The 17,446-nt window shown below is 35.8% G+C and carries 11 protein-coding genes; 6 read left to right on the top strand and 5 right to left on the bottom strand.

What is annotated here, in order from left to right; all coding sequences use genetic code 11:
• The 3 genes from V4B18_RS04445 (at position 1) to V4B18_RS04435 (ending at position 1,990) form a co-directional block, all read left to right on the top strand.
• Complete coding sequence (locus V4B18_RS04445) at positions 1-240, top strand: BolA/IbaG family iron-sulfur metabolism protein (protein WP_455475275.1); 240 nt, start codon at positions 1-3, stop codon at positions 238-240.
• A gap of 98 nt (positions 241-338) precedes the next feature.
• On the top strand, positions 339-668 hold the full coding sequence (gene grxD, locus V4B18_RS04440) for a Grx4 family monothiol glutaredoxin (protein WP_455475274.1): 330 nt from the start codon (positions 339-341) through the stop codon (positions 666-668).
• A gap of 74 nt (positions 669-742) precedes the next feature.
• The gene (locus tag V4B18_RS04435) at positions 743-1,990 is read left to right on the top strand and encodes a multidrug effflux MFS transporter (protein ID WP_455475273.1); all 1,248 of its coding nucleotides are present in this window, start codon (positions 743-745) and stop codon (positions 1,988-1,990) included.
• Between the two features lie 116 nt (positions 1,991-2,106).
• Here V4B18_RS04435 and parC read toward each other — a convergent pair whose 3' ends face one another.
• Entirely contained in the window at positions 2,107-4,356 is a 2,250-nt protein-coding gene (gene parC, locus V4B18_RS04430) for a DNA topoisomerase IV subunit A (RefSeq protein WP_455475272.1), read from the bottom strand.
• Positions 4,357-4,888: 532 nt separating this feature from the next.
• Entirely contained in the window at positions 4,889-6,682 is a 1,794-nt protein-coding gene (aspS, locus tag V4B18_RS04425) for an aspartate--tRNA ligase (protein ID WP_455475271.1), read from the bottom strand.
• A gap of 119 nt (positions 6,683-6,801) precedes the next feature.
• On the opposite strand from aspS, the gene rnd reads away from it, so the two are divergent.
• Complete coding sequence (gene rnd, locus V4B18_RS04420; protein ID WP_455475270.1) at positions 6,802-7,956, top strand: ribonuclease D; 1,155 nt, start codon at positions 6,802-6,804, stop codon at positions 7,954-7,956.
• Positions 7,957-8,191: 235 nt separating this feature from the next.
• On the opposite strand, the gene V4B18_RS04415 is transcribed toward rnd, so the two are convergent.
• Both V4B18_RS04415 and V4B18_RS04410 read right to left on the bottom strand, forming a co-directional pair.
• On the bottom strand, positions 8,192-9,703 hold the full coding sequence (locus V4B18_RS04415; RefSeq protein WP_455475269.1) for a Ppx/GppA family phosphatase: 1,512 nt from the start codon (positions 9,701-9,703) through the stop codon (positions 8,192-8,194).
• Positions 9,704-9,709: 6 nt separating this feature from the next.
• Positions 9,710-11,890, bottom strand: coding sequence for an RNA degradosome polyphosphate kinase (locus V4B18_RS04410; protein ID WP_455475268.1), 2,181 nt, complete (start codon positions 11,888-11,890; stop codon positions 9,710-9,712).
• A gap of 252 nt (positions 11,891-12,142) precedes the next feature.
• Here V4B18_RS04410 and V4B18_RS04405 point away from each other — a divergent pair, with 252 nt between their 5' ends.
• Together V4B18_RS04405 and V4B18_RS04400 are read left to right on the top strand one after the other, a co-directional pair.
• Positions 12,143-12,385, top strand: a complete 243-nt coding sequence (locus V4B18_RS04405) for a zinc-finger domain-containing protein (RefSeq protein ID WP_455475267.1) — start codon at positions 12,143-12,145, stop codon at positions 12,383-12,385.
• A gap of 40 nt (positions 12,386-12,425) precedes the next feature.
• Positions 12,426-13,685, top strand: coding sequence for an FAD-binding protein (locus V4B18_RS04400; protein WP_455475266.1), 1,260 nt, complete (start codon positions 12,426-12,428; stop codon positions 13,683-13,685).
• Between the two features lie 198 nt (positions 13,686-13,883).
• On the opposite strand, the gene dnaE is transcribed toward V4B18_RS04400, so the two are convergent.
• Positions 13,884-17,372, bottom strand: coding sequence for a DNA polymerase III subunit alpha (gene dnaE / locus V4B18_RS04395; RefSeq protein ID WP_455475265.1), 3,489 nt, complete (start codon positions 17,370-17,372; stop codon positions 13,884-13,886).
• Positions 17,373-17,446 lie beyond the last annotated feature (74 nt).

Below are 17,446 nucleotides of genomic sequence, written 5' to 3'. Positions count from 1 at the left end.
ATGGCGATGGATGCTCATGCAATTGAAGCTCTTATTCGTGAGAATATTCCTGATGCAAAAGTGGTAATTCGCGACCTTGCGGGAGATGGAGAACATTACGCAGCAGAAGTTATTTCAGAAAGTTTTCGAGGAAAAAGTCGCATCCAGCAGCACAGAATGGTCTATGATGCTCTTAAAGGGAATGTAGGAAATGTGCTGCACGCTTTAGCGCTTCAAACAAGCATTCCAAAACAATTTTAAAATTTATCCTTGCATTCATTCTGTAAATACGATTAGAAAAATGATGCTAACATGAATGAATGCGTAACATTTAAAATCCGCAATATTGAGGAATAAGAATGACCACTACTCATGATTTTATTGATAAAGAAATTAAAGAAAATGATGTCGTACTATTCATGAAGGGAACTCCTAAATCTCCGCAATGTGGATTTTCTGGGCAAGTTGTTCAGATTCTTGAATATTTGGGGTTAAATTATAAGGGAGTTAATATTTTAACTTCAAATGAATTACGTCAGGGAATAAAAGATTATTCAAATTGGCCAACAATTCCGCAACTCTATATTAAAGGAGAGTTCGTTGGTGGTTGCGATATCGTTAAAGAAATGTTTCAAAACAATGAATTGCAAAATCTTTTAAAAGAAAAAAACATTCCTTTTAATATGTAGTAAATTACTTCAGATCTTTTTCAGATGCTTGTTAAACGTTGTTTAATTAAGTTTTTTATTTTTTAAGGATGCGTATGCTATACTCAATTGATGAACAAAAACACATAGATGCAATCAAAAAAAAAATTGGGTATAAAGAGTTCGTAATTATCCTTGCAGCACTCATGATAATTAACTCCATAGCTATTGATATCATGCTACCGGCTATGCCTAGTATTTTAGAAAATTTACACGTTTCTGATGAAAATTATCAGCATTACATTATCTCTTTTTATCTTATCAGCTATGGTCTTACACAAATATTTTTTGGTCCTATAAGTGACCGTTATGGGCGACGCAAGCTCATTCTTATCGGTCTTGCTTTTTATTCACTTGCGGCCGTTTGTTCTGTATTTGTATCGAGTTTATCTACGTTGCTTATTTTGCGCATTTTACAGGGAATTGGAGGAGCAGCTATGCGTGTGCTTACAATTTCTATTATACGTGACCTTTACAGCGGCAGAAAAATGGCAGAAGTCATATCTATAGTTATGATGGTTTTTCTCATTGCACCAATGGTTGGACCCGCAACAGGGCAAATAATTTTATTGTTCGGATATTGGCAACTTATTTTTGTATTCATGGCCATTATTGGTTTTGGATTGATGATTTGGATTTATTTACGTTTACCTGAGACTCTTCACACACAACGTTCTCTCTCTTTTTCATCTGTCAAGAATAATCTCTGGCTTGTTCTAACTAACCGTTTTAGCCTTTGTTATACACTTGCTGCTTCTATTGTCTTAGGCTGTATTTTTGTTTCTATAAATACTTCGCAACAAGTTTATGAAGGAATCTATAATTTAGGATTCTGGTTTCCTGTAGCCTTTGCAATTAGTGCTGCATTTCAAGTTATAGCATCCTTTTTAAATTCTCTATTTGTTGTGCGTCTTGGAATGCGGCGTATTTCTCATACTATGCTTCTCTTATTTTGCATTATTTCATGTATTTGGTTTATTGGCTCAATTTTTTCAGATGGTGCTGTCCCTTTTCCTTTTTATATGTTGTTATACTGCACATTAATGTTTACATGCGGAGGCATAATGGCTAATTTTAATACACTTGCTCTTGAACCTTTAGGAGAAATTGCAGGAACTGCATCTGCTGTGTCTGGTTTTCTTCAAAGCTCTATTGGAGCAGGTCTTTCTTTTGTTATTGCTCAACAATTTGATAACACAACAATTCCTAACTCAGCAGGATTTTTTTTCTTAAGTCTTATTGCAGTATTTCTCGTTTTATATGCAGAGCGCGGACGCTTTTTCACGCAATACAATCCAAAATAAAATAAACATAGTTATGAAAAAGATTTCCAAAATTTTAAATCATGCTTCAATAGACTAAATTAAGCTATTGTTTTTTTATGTTTTTATAATTTTCTTACAAGAAGCTTTGTATAATGTTAATTCGTAAATTTTCCTGATTTTGAAAACCCCTTAGGAACTAAGCGTCCTACTCCACCGCGCACACCTATCCACTCGGTAAGTTCATCAGCTTTACGATTAAAGTTACGTTCTGCAGCATCTTGCCAACTTAACCCTTCTGATAAATTGAAAGTTTTAGCATCACAAACACCACCGTCTTTATATCGCTGTAAGCGTACACCCTTACCACGACTCATTTCTGGTATTTCCTTAATGGCAAAAATAAGCATCTTACGATTTTCTCCAACCACTGCGATATGATTGCCTTTTACCAAAATACAAAGCGCAACTCTGTCAGGAGACTTCACATTCATAATTTGCTTTCCTTTTCGTGTATTAGCAATTATCTCAGTTTCAGGGATAATAAAACCATTTCCATAAAACGAAATCAAAAGCCGTTTTTCGTGCGTATTATGCACAAAAGCCGTGAAAATATCATCTCCATCATCCATATCAACTAAAATACGAACTGGTTCACCATGTCCTCGACCTCTAGGTAAAGCATTAGCATTAATAGTAAAAAATCTTCCACCTATACTGATCATAACAATCTTATCTGTAGTGAATGCTGGAAATGCTAACTTCAAACAATCTCCTTCTTTAAAAGAAAGCGTTTTATAATCACTTAAATGGCCTTTTAAAGCACGCATCCAACCTTTTTCAGAAATAATAATAGTCACTGGCTCTTTTTCAATCATTGCTTGATGAATTTCATCAACAGCATATCTCGGTGCATTTTCAAATGTTGTACGCCTTTTTCCTAGAGAGGTTTCTGGACCAAAAATTTTACGGACTTTTACTATTTCTTCTGAAATCATCTTCCATTGCTCTGTATTAGAATTTAACAAATTCTGTAATTTTGCTTTTTCAATCTCCAAAGCTTCAAATTCTTTACGAATTTCAAATTCTTCAAGTTTACGTAAAGAGCGTAGCCGCATATTAAGAATAGCTTCAGCTTGGTTTTCCGTTAATTTAAAATGATCAATCAATCTCTTTTTTGGTTCATCATCTTCACGAATAATCTGAATTACTTCATCAAGGTTTAAATATGCAATAAGGTACCCCTGTAAAACCTCTAATCGGCAATCAATTTCATCAAGACGATAAGTGGAACGACGAATAAGTACTTCTTGACGATGTTCAAGCCATTGCTGCAAACACCCACGTAACGAAAGAACATTCGGTATTTTTCCAAAAGACAAAACATTAAGATTTAGAGGAAATCTTATTTCAAAATCAGTTAACTTAAAAAGAGACTCCATCAGAAGTTCAGGATCAACTGTACGACTTTTTGGAACCAGCACAATGCGGATATCTTCTGCTGATTCATCACGAATATCTTCAAGCATTGGTAACCGCCGTGTAAGCAATAATTCTGCTGTTTTTTCAATAAGGCGTGACTTTTGAACTTGATATGGAATTTCAGTGACAATAATCACATAAGAACCACGGCTACCACCTTCTTGATGCCAACGCGAGCGCAACCTAAAAAAACCACGTCCTATACGATAAGATTCTTCAATACTCTCTTTAGGCTCAACCAAAACACCGCCTGTTGGAAAATCAGGACCAAGCACAAGCTGGTTTAATTCCTCATCATCTATATCGGGGTAAGCAATCAAACGTAACGCAGCATCACATAATTCAGCAACATTATGCGGTGGAATAGATGTTGCCATACCAACGGCAATACCTGATGAACCATTAGCTAAAAGATTAGGAAAAGCTCCAGGTAAAACAACAGGTTCCTCTCCTTCTTCATTATATGTTGGACGAAAATCAATAACATCTTCATTGATCCCTTCAAGTAGCAATGCAGCCACTTCAGTCATACGCGCTTCTGTATAACGCATAGCAGCAGCGTTATCACCATCAATATTACCAAAATTACCTTGCCCATCAATCAATGGATAACGAACTGCAAAACTTTGAGCCAAGCGCACTAATGCATCATAAATAGATGCATCACCATGAGGATGAAATTTACCCATTACATCACCAACAATCCGCGCACACTTAGCATAAGACTGTCCAGGATTAAGTTTGAGTAAACGCATCGCATGAATAATACGCCGATGCACAGGTTTTAATCCATCACGTACATCAGGTAATGCACGATGAGTAATAGTAGAAAGCGCATAAGATAAATAGCGCTCCTGTAAAGCAGAACGTAACTCTATTAACTTAATATGTTCTTTATCAAAAGGTAAATTCATTTTACTAGACATAGCATTAGGAGAATAATTTTTAAAATGACGAGTAATTATTTTATAAAATTTCTCAAGTGTAATTTTTCATTAGCTGATTAATTATTTAAAAAATCAACTCTATAAAATAAACATTGTAATTAAAATATGAACAAACAATTATATAAATTTGAAAATTTATCTTAATAAAATAGTAAAATTATTTATTTTATAATAAAAATACTTTTCAAAATTAAAATTATAATTAGCTATTTAATTTTATAAATATTCAACACAAATACACTATATTTATAATAATCACATACACTTTAAATATAAATATACTATAGAGAACTTAAAAAATTATGAAATTTAAAAACTCCTAAAACAATACAATGTTTATTAGCACCGTATTATTTTTATAAACTGGTATGTTAATCCTTTTTACAATATTGAAAAGATAAAATAAAGCAGAATACTCGAGCTTGCCATAAACAACATGTGCACTAACACATAATTTGAAGGCGTTATTACACACAAAAATGATATCAACGCCTTACCTTACTATAACACTTTATGAATCATTCTTAAGAGCAGGAGCAATTCGAATCCCTAAATCATGCAATTGTATTGCAGAAACATCAGATGGAGCACTCATCAAAAGATCAAGTGCTTGCTGATTCATAGGAAATAAAGAAACCTCACGCAAGTTTTTTACACCTTGTAAAAGCATAATAATACGATCAACACCCGCTGCCATACCGCCATGCGGTGGAGCTCCATAACGAAATGCACGATAAAGACCACCAAAACGATCTTCTACCACTTCTTTAGAAAGACCAGCAAGCTCAAAAACCTTAAGCATCATTTCTGGAGAGTGATTGCGGATTCCACCTGATGCAATCTCATAACCATTGCAAACAAGATCATACTGAAAAGCTTTAAGAGTAAGAGGATCTTGATGATCAAGAGCCTCTTTTCCTCCTTGTGGCATGGAAAAAGGATTATGTGCAAAATCAAGCTTTTTCTCATCTTCATTCCATTCAAAAAATGGAAAATCAACAATCCATGCTAAAGAGAAATGCTCCCGATCAATGAGATTCAATTCTTCCCCTATCCGTGTACGCGCTAGTCCTGCAAAAGATAAAAACTTCTTCGGATTTCCTGCAACAAAAAAACAAGCATCACCACTTTCAAGGCCAAGTTGCATACGGATAGCATCAACTCTTTGTTCACCAATATTTTTGGCAATAGGACCCGCACCTTCAAATTTTCCTCCTTCTTCACGCCAAAAAATATAACCAAGACCTGGTTGTCCTTCATTTTGTGCCCATCCATTCATACGATCACAAAAAGCACGACTTCCACCCGTTTTAGCTGGAATAGCCCATACTTTTGCATTTTCATCATTAGCTAAAATCTGGGCAAAAACCTTAAAACCAGAATCATAAAAATGTTGAGAGACATCTTCCATAATAATCGGATTACGCAAATCAGGCTTATCAGAACCATATTTTTGCATTGCTTCATCATAGGAAATACGAGGGAAACTTTGTGTTACAGGTTTTCCATTTGAAAACTCTTCAAAAATAGAACGTATAATGGGTTCCATTGTGATAAAAACATCTTCTTGTTCAATGAAACTCATTTCAACATCTAATTGATAAAATTCACCTGGAAGACGATCTGCTCGTGGATCTTCATCTCTAAAACACGGAGCAATTTGAAAATAACGATCAAAACCCGACATCATCAACAATTGCTTATATTGCTGAGGTGCCTGTGGTAATGCGTAAAACTTGCCCTGATGAATACGGCTTGGAACCAAAAAGTCACGTGCCCCTTCTGGCGATGATGCTGTCAAAAGTGGCGTAGTAAATTCCGTAAAACCATTATCTTGCATACACCGCCTAATAGCAGAAATAATTTCAGTGCGGCGCATGATATTTTTGTGCATAGTTTCTCGACGTAAATCGAGAAAACGATATTTTAATCGAATATCTTCTGGATAGTCGGGTTCTCCAAAAACGGGTAAAGGAAGCTCGTCAGCCTTTGAGAGAATTTCCACCTTTTTCAGAAAAATTTCAATCTCGCCTGTTGGAAGTGTTGTATTAATAACTTCATCAGAACGTGCACGCACCTCTCCGTCTACACAAATAACCCATTCAGAACGTACCTTTTCGATAGCTTTAAAAGCTGGCGAAGTTGGATCAGCAACAATTTGTGTAATTCCAAAATGATCACGTAAGTCTATAAAAAGGATTCCACCATGATCGCGAATACGGTGAACCCATCCTGAAAGACGAACCTGTGTTCCTACATCACATTTACGGAGAACAGCGCAATTATGACTGCGATAACGGTGCATATTTTTACCTTTGATTATAGTTTCACATGCGCTACAAACGCTTTTTCACAACCATTTGTCAAGATGTAACAATAGAGACTTAAAAAAAATACAGGAAAAGGTATTTCTGGATAGATAAAATGATGAAACTTATTACACAAACAACAGATCTTGAAATTGCTATTACTGCATTACGTACCTCTGATTTTGTAACAATAGACACTGAATTTATCCGCGAAACAACCTTTTGGCCTCAACTATGCTTAATCCAACTTGCATCACCAGATATTACAGTGCTCATTGACCCTATGTCAAAAGACATTGATTTAAAAATATTTTTTGATTTAATTACAGATAAGAAAATTGTTAAAGTCTTTCACGCTGCACGCCAAGATATTGAAATTATTTATCATCTTGGAGGTGTCATTCCCTACCCCCTCTTCGACACTCAAATAGCAGGGGCAATTTGTGGATTTGGTGATTCTATTTCCTATGATCAAATTGTACAACGCTGTACAGGACATCACATCGATAAATCATCTCGTTTTACAGATTGGAGCAATCGCCCTCTTTCCGAAAAACAATTGCTTTATGCGCTTGCCGATGTAACTCATTTAAGAGATGTTTACCTTTTATTAAAAAAACAACTAGAAAAAAATAAGCGTACACACTGGATGAACGATGAAATAAAAATCCTGTTAACACCAGAAACTTACGATATACCAGAAGATAAAGCATGGAAAAAAGTAAAAGGAAAAGTTAAAAATCCTCGTGAGCTTGCCGTCTTACAAAAAATAGCAGCTTGGCGTGAACGCGAAGCACGAAGGCATAATATTCCACGTCGCCATATCATGAAAGACGAATGTCTTATTGAAATTGCAACACAACAACCAAAAGACGAATTTGCACTCAAATGTTTGCGCAGTCTTAATAAAAATTGGGATAAATTATCAATCACACAAACATTACTTAAAGCAGTCCATGAAGGCTTAGAGGTCGATACATCTACTTTACCCGCTCTTCCTAAATATAGTACTACTAATGATACAATAATTGTTGCAATTGATCTTCTCAAAGTCTTGTTAAAGGTTGTTGCGCACGAAAACAATATTGCACCTAAAATGATCGCAACTTCCAGCGATTTAAAAAAAATCATAAATGGTGGCACAAAACAAAATATCCCTGCTATGAACGGTTGGCGCTATGAAATATTTGGCAAAAAAGCTGAACAAATGTTAAAAGGACAGATAGGATTTTATTTTGACAACGGGAAAATAAGCATTAAGAAGCTTTAATTTGCAAAAAACTCCAATTACTTATTACATTTGAAAATTAGTATTAAAAATTACAATAGGATATCTTGTTTAATATAAAAATTGACAAAATTTGGCGCTCTATCTACAGATGAGAAAGTTTCATCTGAAAAATTGCCTAAAAGAGTTGAAAAACTTTGAGCCTTCTCGATAATAGTTATCATATCGAACATAATCAAACATATTAGACTCACTCTTAAATTTTAGAGACAAGAAATCACGAGCTTTCAAAAGCGAGAGGCAGATTTATTATTTTTGACAATTGCTGTAACCGCTCAAGGGGACGTTCACCTATTAAATCAGCATAACGCACTGGAATATGCAATATCACATGATCAGGCTTTTTATGCCACGATAAATTAGGTAAAACTCCTGCAATAGAAGCACTAAAAAGATTAGCAATGCGCATAATCCCTCCAAGGATGCGTGCTTTTTCAACTATATTTCGAGTTGCTAATTGAAAAAGAGCTAAATCTTCTTCGTTAGAAAACAAACCCGTATTGCGAAAAAAAACAGCCAATGCAGCGAAGACACGTCCTTCATGAGAAATTCCTGGATAAGATCCCAACGCTATTCGATTAGCCGCTTCATTACCTCGATAATCTGGATGTATGCGCCAACCAATATCAGCAAGAAGACAAGCAGCTCTACGATAACGGCGTTCATTTTCAGTTTCTGAAATTCTAAAAGCTTCAAACGCATTGGAAGTAAAATCAATGAGTTCTTCCGCTTGTTTTGGTGAACGTGCCCGTAAAATAGCCATTTCTGTACATGCTGCAATTAAAGGATCTGAAGTACGAATTTTTTGAGGTAATCGTGTATAAAGAAAACCTTCACGTACTCCAGCACCAGAAAAGATTATTTTTTCAAGCCCCATACACCGAATTAATTCAATAAGAACAATTGCTCCATAAGATAAAAGCTGACGACGATTTTTTGAAATAGCTGAAATCCCTTGCATATCATCAATACTGCCATTGGCTACAAGACATAAAAAATTTTCCATCTCAACGGCATCAACTCCATAACCGTGCATCACAGGTAATGGATACTGTTTCGTCACCATATGAAGTTTTGCTAAATTACGCCATGTTCCTCCCACTGCATAGAAATAACGTGCCACATTTTTATGCGCGATAGTAGAATTATAAAGATGCTCACGTACAATCTTTGTTGCCACAGCAATATTATCATTTGATATATACTGTAGCCACAACCCACCTAATGGCAAAGTTATCCCTTTACCCACATTAGAATCGCAAATATCAATAAGCTCCAAGCTTCCGCCACCAAGATCACCAGAAATGCCATTTGGTTGATAAAAGGTAGAAATAACACCATATCCTGAATATGCAGCCTCTTCACTTCCTGAAAGAAGGTATATTTTATTTTGCAAAATATCTTCAGCGCTTTTAATAAACGCTAGCCCATTTTTTGCTTCCCGCGCTGCTGCTGTTGCTAACGTATAAACTTCGTCCGCTCCAATTTGTCGACAAATTGCGCGGAACCGCCTCAGTGTTAATAGCGCCATTTTGGTCGATTTTTCTTCTAAAAATCCAGTTTTTGCAACACCTTGACCAAGACCACAAAGAATCTTTTCATTAAATAAAACCGTTGGTGAGCGCACAAGCCCTTCATAAACAACAAGCCTAACAGAATTTGAACCAATATCAATAACAGCGACAGGCTTGCGCCCTTTTAGCCGACCCTGAGCATTTATATATGTCATTAGATTTTAGTCTTCATGAAATATGATTTGCTGACGATACTGCGCAACCAAACGTGAGGCAGAAGACCCAAAATTTTTTTTTGCCCCCGAAAGACTTGCATTAGTCATAAAATACTCCTGCGCATTAAACAGACTTTTATTTCTTTGCGGCGTTATACGTTTTGATGTTCCATCGCTCAATATACCAAAGCTTTGTTGATTATCAAGGATATTAGCTAACATAATTTGTAAAAGAATTTGCTGTCGAACCGCTTTATTAAAAACTGGAACTAATATTTCAATACGATGATCAAGATTACGAGGCATCATATCAGCAGATCCCAAATAAACAAGCGCATTCTCATTTGGTAAATCTTTGCCATTGCCAAAACAAAAAACACGACTGTGCTCAAGAAAACGCCCTACTATTGATTTTACACGAATATTATCTGAAATTCCTAAAATACCAGGACGCAAACAACATATACTACGCACAACTAGATCAATCTGCACACCCATTTGACTGGCACGGTATAATGCATCAATAATTTCAGGATCAACCAATGAGTTAACTTTCATCCAAATAGCCGCGCACCGACCTTGCTGCGCATTGATAATTTCTCCTTCTATGTGCTCAAGGATACGGTTCCGCAACGTCAACGGAGAAAATGCAATCTTCATCTTTTCATTTGGTCGCGTATATTGAGCAATATAATCGAAAAGTAACGCAACATCATGACCAATATCATCATCAATAGTAAAAAAAGAAAGATCGGTATAAACTTTAGCATTAATTGGATGATAATTCCCAGTTCCAAGATGAACATAAGAGCGATAGTGTTTTCCTTCACGTCTTATCACAAGTGACATCTTAGCATGTGTTTTTAATGCAATAAAACCGAAAAAAACTTGAACACCTGCACGTTCAAGATCACGCGCCCAACGAATATTAGCCTCTTCATCAAAACGCGCTTTAAGTTCTATCAAAGCAACAACCGATTTTCCCTGTTCTGCTGCCTCAATCAAAGCGCTAACAATTGGACTATCATTTGATGTACGATAAAGAGTTTGTTTAATTTCAACAACATCAGGATCGCAAGCAGCTTGATGTAAAAATTGAACAACAACATCAAATGATTCATAAGGATGGTGAAGCACTATATCTTTTTCACGAATAGCAGCAAAGCAATCACCATCATGCTGACGAATCCATTCAGGAAGACGAGGATTATAAGGGACAAATTTTAAGTCATCACGTGGAATAGATGCAATTTCTGATATCATATTAAGCGCTAACAATCCATCTAAAACACTTATATAATTTTCAGGAACAGCAAGTCCATTTGTTACAAATTGACGTAAATCTCTAGGCATTTTTGCATCAAATTCAATTCGAATAACCTGCCCACGACGACGCCTTTGAAGAGCAGTTTCAAAAAAACGAACAAGATCTTCAGCTTCTTCCTCTACCTCAATATCGCTATCACGAATAACTCTAAATATCCCAAATCCATTAACTTCATCAGCAAGAAATAAACGATGAATAAAAAGACTAACAACATCCTCCAATGTGATAAAGCGGAAATGATTGTCTTTTTGCGGAAGAAGAATAAAACGCTTCAAGGTAGTTGGAACACGCAACAATATTACCACAGGACATTGTTTACCACGCGGTAATAAATGGAGTGCTATCGTAAGACCTAAGTTAGGAATAAAAGGAAAAGGCTGAGAAGGATCAATAAACAAAGGTGTTAAAAGAGAGGAAATAGTATCATTAAAATATCTTTCAAGCCATAACTTTTCAATTTCGGAAAGCTCATTAGAGCCTATAATTGCAATATTATTCTGTTTTAATTCATCACGTAACACATAAAATTCTTGTTGTTGATTAGCTTGCAGATATGAAATTTCAGCTAACACAAAATTTAATTGCTCTTGCGGTGTACGCCCATCCGCACTATGCTTTTCAATTCCAGAACGAATTTGAGCAATAATTCCCGCAACACGAACCATCAAAAATTCATCAAGATTAGCCGCTGAAATTGAAAGAAATCGCACACGTTCTAATAAAGGATATTTAAGATCAGAGGCTTGCATCAATACGCGATTATTAAATTGTAACCACGAAAATTCTCGATTAACAAACCGTGCTGGGTTTTGCATTGTTATATCCCGCACAAAGATCTGATCTGTTATCTTCTGTTCCATATATCTTAGCTAATTTTCCTTTATAATTTAAATATATTATGTAAGTCTTATAATATCTTACCGTAACCATACACCAATGACCAGTCCTACAGCATGTTAATATGTGATAATTTAAAAAATTAGAAACGTTTCATTTGCAAATTATCTTAAAAAGTATCTTGCATTGGAATAATCTTTATTACAAATTAGAAATTTAAAGATATAGAATCCAAATCATGGCTTATCGGGCAATTTATTCGGAGTTTGTACATCATGACTGATCACAGCATACCCCATTTCCAGAATGACCTTGGATATAAAATAATCGAAATTGGCGTAAAAGAATTTATGTGTGTGGGAGCTACACAGCCATTTGATCATCCTCACATTTTCATTGATATGGGATCAGCTGATGAAAAAATTTGCCCTTATTGCTCAACACTTTACCGATATAATTCCTCATTAACATATAATCAAACAAAACCAACAGGATGTTTTTATCATCCAAATAATTAGTTATAATGCATTTTCATACTTTTTCGATATGAAATAACCAATGAATCAATCACCAATAATCATCGGAGCAGGTATTGCGGGTTTAAGTTCAGCTTTGTCACTTGCTCATAAGGGAATTGCAAGCACCCTCATAGAAAAATGCAAAAAATTTGACACTGTAGGAGCAGGTATCCAACTTACTCCTAATGCAACACGCATTCTTGCTCGCTGGGGAATTCTCAGCAAGCTTACCGAAATGGGAATGACACCACACTTTCTTGAATTAAGAAATGGAATATCTTTAAAAACACATCTGCATGTTAACCTCGTCAATTTGTCAGAACAAAATTGGAAAGCTCCCTATATTACAATTCATCGAGCTGATTTACAAAAAATTTTACATAACGCTGTTATTGAAAATCCCCTTATCAAATATAAAACAGGTGAAACACTTGTATCGTTTAGTCAAACTACAACTAACAGTATTGAGATAAAAACAATAAAAACAGATGCGACGTCTCAAACACAACATCAATCTTATTCAGCGTCTCTCCTTATCGGATGCGATGGGGTTTGGTCGACATTACGGCAATTAGCTCCATTTCATGAGAAAGCAGATTTTAGTGGCTTTATTGCTTGGCGAGCAACAGCAAAATTTGAAAATTTTCCAAAAAATTTCCACTCTTTATTTCAAAATATAAAGACAATTACCGCTTGGATGGGGCCTAAAAACCACCTTGTTGTTTATCCCCTTCAATCATCAGAAAAAATTTTTAATTTTGTTGCCATTACTCACGGAGAAAATGCAAAAAAAGAATGGCATAGTAAAGGAAAAAAAGAAAAGCTGAAATCTCTTTTTGAAAGTTGGAATACCCAAATTTTGCAGATTTTTGATCATATTGATGAATGGAGTTATTGGCCACTTTTTCAAATGAAGCATAATCGTTTTCTAGGCTTAAAGCGACAAGTATTTGTCGGTGATTGTGCACATGCAGCCTTACCTTTTGCAGCACAAGGTGCTGCTATGGCAATAGAAGATGCTGCTACATTAGCAGAAACACTCTCTCTTAAAGAACTTTCACCCATTGAATCTCTTTTACTTTACGAAAAAGTACGCCGCCCCCGCATTACAGCAGTAAAAAAACGTGGAGATTTTAACAGAGCAATTTATCATGCAACTGGTTCCATAGCGATTGCACGTGATTTCATAATGAAAATTCGCACACCAGAAAGTATCATGTCTAGCCTTAACTGGCTTTATATGCATGACGCTATGAACTTAACAAAAAATGAAATAAAGAAACACGTAGTAAAAATTTGACATTTCCAATCACTCTGAGCGTTCATAACTTAAATAGATAAATTTTTTAAATTTACTAAGTTAAAAATCCATCATAACTGATATAAAATAAACGAAGAATCCTTTAAAAATTATAATTTAATTTAAAACTAAAATGCTAAATCTCAGATAAAAGCAAATGTCACTTAAACCAAACAGTTATCCCACCGCACCATCTATTTAAATTAACTCCACATTAACAACACCAAGAATTAGTTTTATAGCACTCTTGACGCGTAAATTTATCTTGTACCGCTTTGGAAGTTCAATTTCGACTTCTTGGAATCCATTCTCTTGAATCAAAACAATCCTTACCTCTCCATTTCCACTAAAATCTAAATTTTTTTCAATTTGTGAAAGAATATCAACTGTTTTTATAAAGATGCGCATCATTTTATAATGCTTTGATGCTTCCTTTTCTAAAGATTCAATCCCCTCAAGTTGCAAACGAATCCCTTCAGATCGACCTTCTGCATTCGCAGTAACAATAAAAGATTCTCCAGGTTTTAGTATATCTTCATAAATTGAAAGCTCCTCAGAAAATATAACTGTCTCATACTGTCCGCTTGTATCAGAAAACTGAATAATTCCCATTTTTTTACCAGATTTTGTTTTGCGAACTTGTTTTGCCACAACCGTTCCAGCAAGTTTAATAGGAACTGATTCTCCTTTGATTTCATTGGAAAAATTAATCCAAGTCCGAATACGTTTTTTAGCAAGAATATCTTGATATTCATCTAAAGGATGGGCGGAAAAATAAAAACCTATTGCTTGGAATTCACGATAAAGCTTATCAGCTGGTAACCAAGGATCTGCTTGCGATAAAATCAAAGGCTCCTTTAACGTATCCGTTATCCCAAATATATCAGTCTGCCCGCTAAAATTACTCTCAATGATACGAAGTGCACGCGCATGAATTATTCCAAGACTCTCCAATAAAACTTCACGAGGAATGTTAAAACAATCAAGAGCGCCAGCACAAATTAAGCTCTCCATCGCGCGTTTATTAACAATGCGGGGATCAATCCGCTCACAAAAATCTTCCAGATCCTTAAAAATTTTACTTCCGCGACATGTTACAATATGATCAACAACAGCTTCCCCCACACCTTTAATAGCAGAAAGAGAATAATAAATACAATTTTCTCCAACTTCAAACACACTGTGTGATGTTTGCACACAAGGTGCAATAACTTCAATCCCTAGTCTTAACGCTTCACGCCGAAAATCATTTAGCTTATCCGTATTTGCCATATCATACGTCATTGAAGCAGCTAAAAATTCAACTGGGTAGTGAGCCTTCATGTAAGCTGTTTGATAAGAAACAATCGCATAAGCAGCAGCATGCGATTTATTAAAACCGTAATCTGCAAATTTTGCTAAAAGATCAAAAATAATATCAGCCTGATTTTTGTCTACACCACCAGCAACTGCTCCATTTACAAAGCGCGTACGCTGTTTTTGCATTTCTTCATGGATTTTTTTACCCATAGCGCGACGCAATAAATCCGCTTCTCCAAGCGAATAACCAGAAAGCACCTGAGCAATCTGCATCACTTGCTCCTGATATACAATAACGCCTTGTGTTTCTTTAAGCAGATAATCTATTTTAGGATGAATGGAGGCAATTTCTTCTTCTCCGTGTTTGCGTGCATTATATGTTGGAATATTCTCCATTGGACCAGGGCGATAAAGCGCAAGAAGTGCAATAATATCTTCAATACAATCTGGCTTCATCCCTATCAGTGCTTTACGCATACCAGCGCTTTCAACTTGAAACACTCCAATTGTTTCGCCACGTGTCATCATGGTGTAAGTTGCTTCATCATCCAACGGGATACGCGATAAATCTATTTTGATTCCCTTTCGTGCAACAAAATCTACCGCCATTTTTAAAACAGTAAGTGTCTTCAACCCAAGAAAATCAAACTTTACTAATCCGGCTTGTTCAACATATTTCATATTAAATTGCGTAACAGGCATGTCAGAGCGAGAATCACGATACATTGGAACAAGCTCTGACAGCGGACGGTCTCCGATAACAATCCCTGCTGCATGAGTTGATGCGTGACGATAAAGCCCCTCCAATTGAAGCGCTATATCTAATGTTCGTCCAATAACAGGATCCTTTTTCTTTTCTTCCTCAAATTTTGGTTCATCTTTAATAGCATCAGCCAACTCAACTTGAATCCCAGGTGCAGCAGGAATTAATTTTGTAAGATAATCCACCTGACGATAAGGCACTTCTAAAACACGCCCAACATCGCGCAACACCGCACGTGCTTGTAATTTACCAAACGTAATAATTTGAGCAACTTGATCACGACCATATTTTTCTTGAACATAACGAATAACTTCTTCGCGTCGCTCCTGACAAAAGTCGATATCAAAATCTGGCATAGAAACACGATCTGGATTAAGAAAGCGTTCAAAGAGAAGAGAAAAACGCAATGGATCAATATCGGTGATAGTCAATGCATAAGCAACAAGCGAGCCAGCACCAGAGCCACGCCCTGGTCCAACGGGAATATCATGGATTTTTGCCCATTTTATAAAATCTGAAACGATAAGAAAGTAGCCAGAAAATTGCATACGCGTAATAACTGAAATTTCATAATCAAGCCGTTGCTCATAATCTGCAATCGTGTATCCTTCGGCTAATCCAATTGTTTCAAGCCGCATTTTTAAACCAGCTTTAGCCTGATTTAATAATTCACTATCCTCTGCTTCTAAAGTAAAATTTGAATTGATAGACTGTCCTATAAAACGAGGTAAAATTGGTTTTCTAATTGGCGTAGCAGTATGACAACGCAATGCAATTTCAACACTGTTTTCCAAAGCTTCTGGAAGATCATAAAAAAGTGCAACCATTTCATCTTGTGATTTTAAATAATGATCTGGTGTCACACGTTTGCGATCTGGATTAGAGACAATTTGTCCTTCTGCAACTGCCATCAACGCATCATGAGCTTCATATCCTTCTTTATTGAGAAAAAAGGCCTCATTGGTTGCAACAAGAGGAATTTCATGCGCATAAGCCAGTTCAATAAGCATAGCTTCTATTTTTTTGTCATAAGAACCACACCGCTGTAATTCCACATAAAGACGATCACCAAAAACTTTTTTCAAATAAGTTAAGCACTCAACAGCTCGTTCTTTTTTACCCTCTTCTAAAAGAAAATTAATCGGTCCACCTCTGCCACCGGTTAAAGCAATTATTCCTTTGCTGTGCGACAATAGCCAATCGGCTTTGATATGAGGAGGATCGGTATCACTCTTATCAAGATAAGCACGACTGACAAGACGAACTAAATGGGCATAACCAATTTCGCTAGCCGCCAATAAAACAATAGAGCAAAAATCAGAAGAATAGCGCCATTTAACTGAACGTAGATCATCATTCTCATTGTCAAAATCAATTGCAAGCTGACAGCCTATAATAGGTTGGATACCATGAGAAATACAACGTTGAGAAAACTCCAAAGCACCAAATAAATTATTCGTATCCGTAATAGCAACTGCTGGCGCATGATCAGAAATTACATTCTGAATAATTTGTGGGATTTTTAAAGCCCCTTCAAGTAATGAGTAAGCTGAGTGAACCCTCAAATGAATAAAACGAGGAAGAAGATTTTTACTATATTTTATTTTATTTTCTGATGCTCTCACAATTTCTCACTACAAAATAAATGCCAAACAACAATTTTTATCTGTCTTGTAATAAAAGGATATTTTAATGCTAA

It is taken from the genome of Bartonella sp. B17 (assembly GCF_053795755.1).
This window is presented reverse-complemented; position numbering and strand designations above follow the sequence as displayed.

Coding starts and splice junctions, on each gene's coding strand:
- grxD (WP_455475274.1), top strand. CDS start 339: ATGACCACTACTCATGATTTTATTGATAAAGAAATTAAAGAAAATGAT.
- V4B18_RS04445 (WP_455475275.1), top strand. CDS start 1: ATGGCGATGGATGCTCATGCAATTGAAGCTCTTATTCGTGAGAATATT.
- V4B18_RS04405 (WP_455475267.1), top strand. CDS start 12,143: ATGACTGATCACAGCATACCCCATTTCCAGAATGACCTTGGATATAAA.
- aspS (WP_455475271.1), bottom strand. CDS start 6,682: ATGCACCGTTATCGCAGTCATAATTGCGCTGTTCTCCGTAAATGTGAT.
- V4B18_RS04415 (WP_455475269.1), bottom strand. CDS start 9,703: ATGACATATATAAATGCTCAGGGTCGGCTAAAAGGGCGCAAGCCTGTC.
- V4B18_RS04400 (WP_455475266.1), top strand. CDS start 12,426: ATGAATCAATCACCAATAATCATCGGAGCAGGTATTGCGGGTTTAAGT.
- V4B18_RS04410 (WP_455475268.1), bottom strand. CDS start 11,890: ATGGAACAGAAGATAACAGATCAGATCTTTGTGCGGGATATAACAATG.
- V4B18_RS04435 (WP_455475273.1), top strand. CDS start 743: ATGCTATACTCAATTGATGAACAAAAACACATAGATGCAATCAAAAAA.
- parC (WP_455475272.1), bottom strand. CDS start 4,356: ATGTCTAGTAAAATGAATTTACCTTTTGATAAAGAACATATTAAGTTA.
- rnd (WP_455475270.1), top strand. CDS start 6,802: ATGATGAAACTTATTACACAAACAACAGATCTTGAAATTGCTATTACT.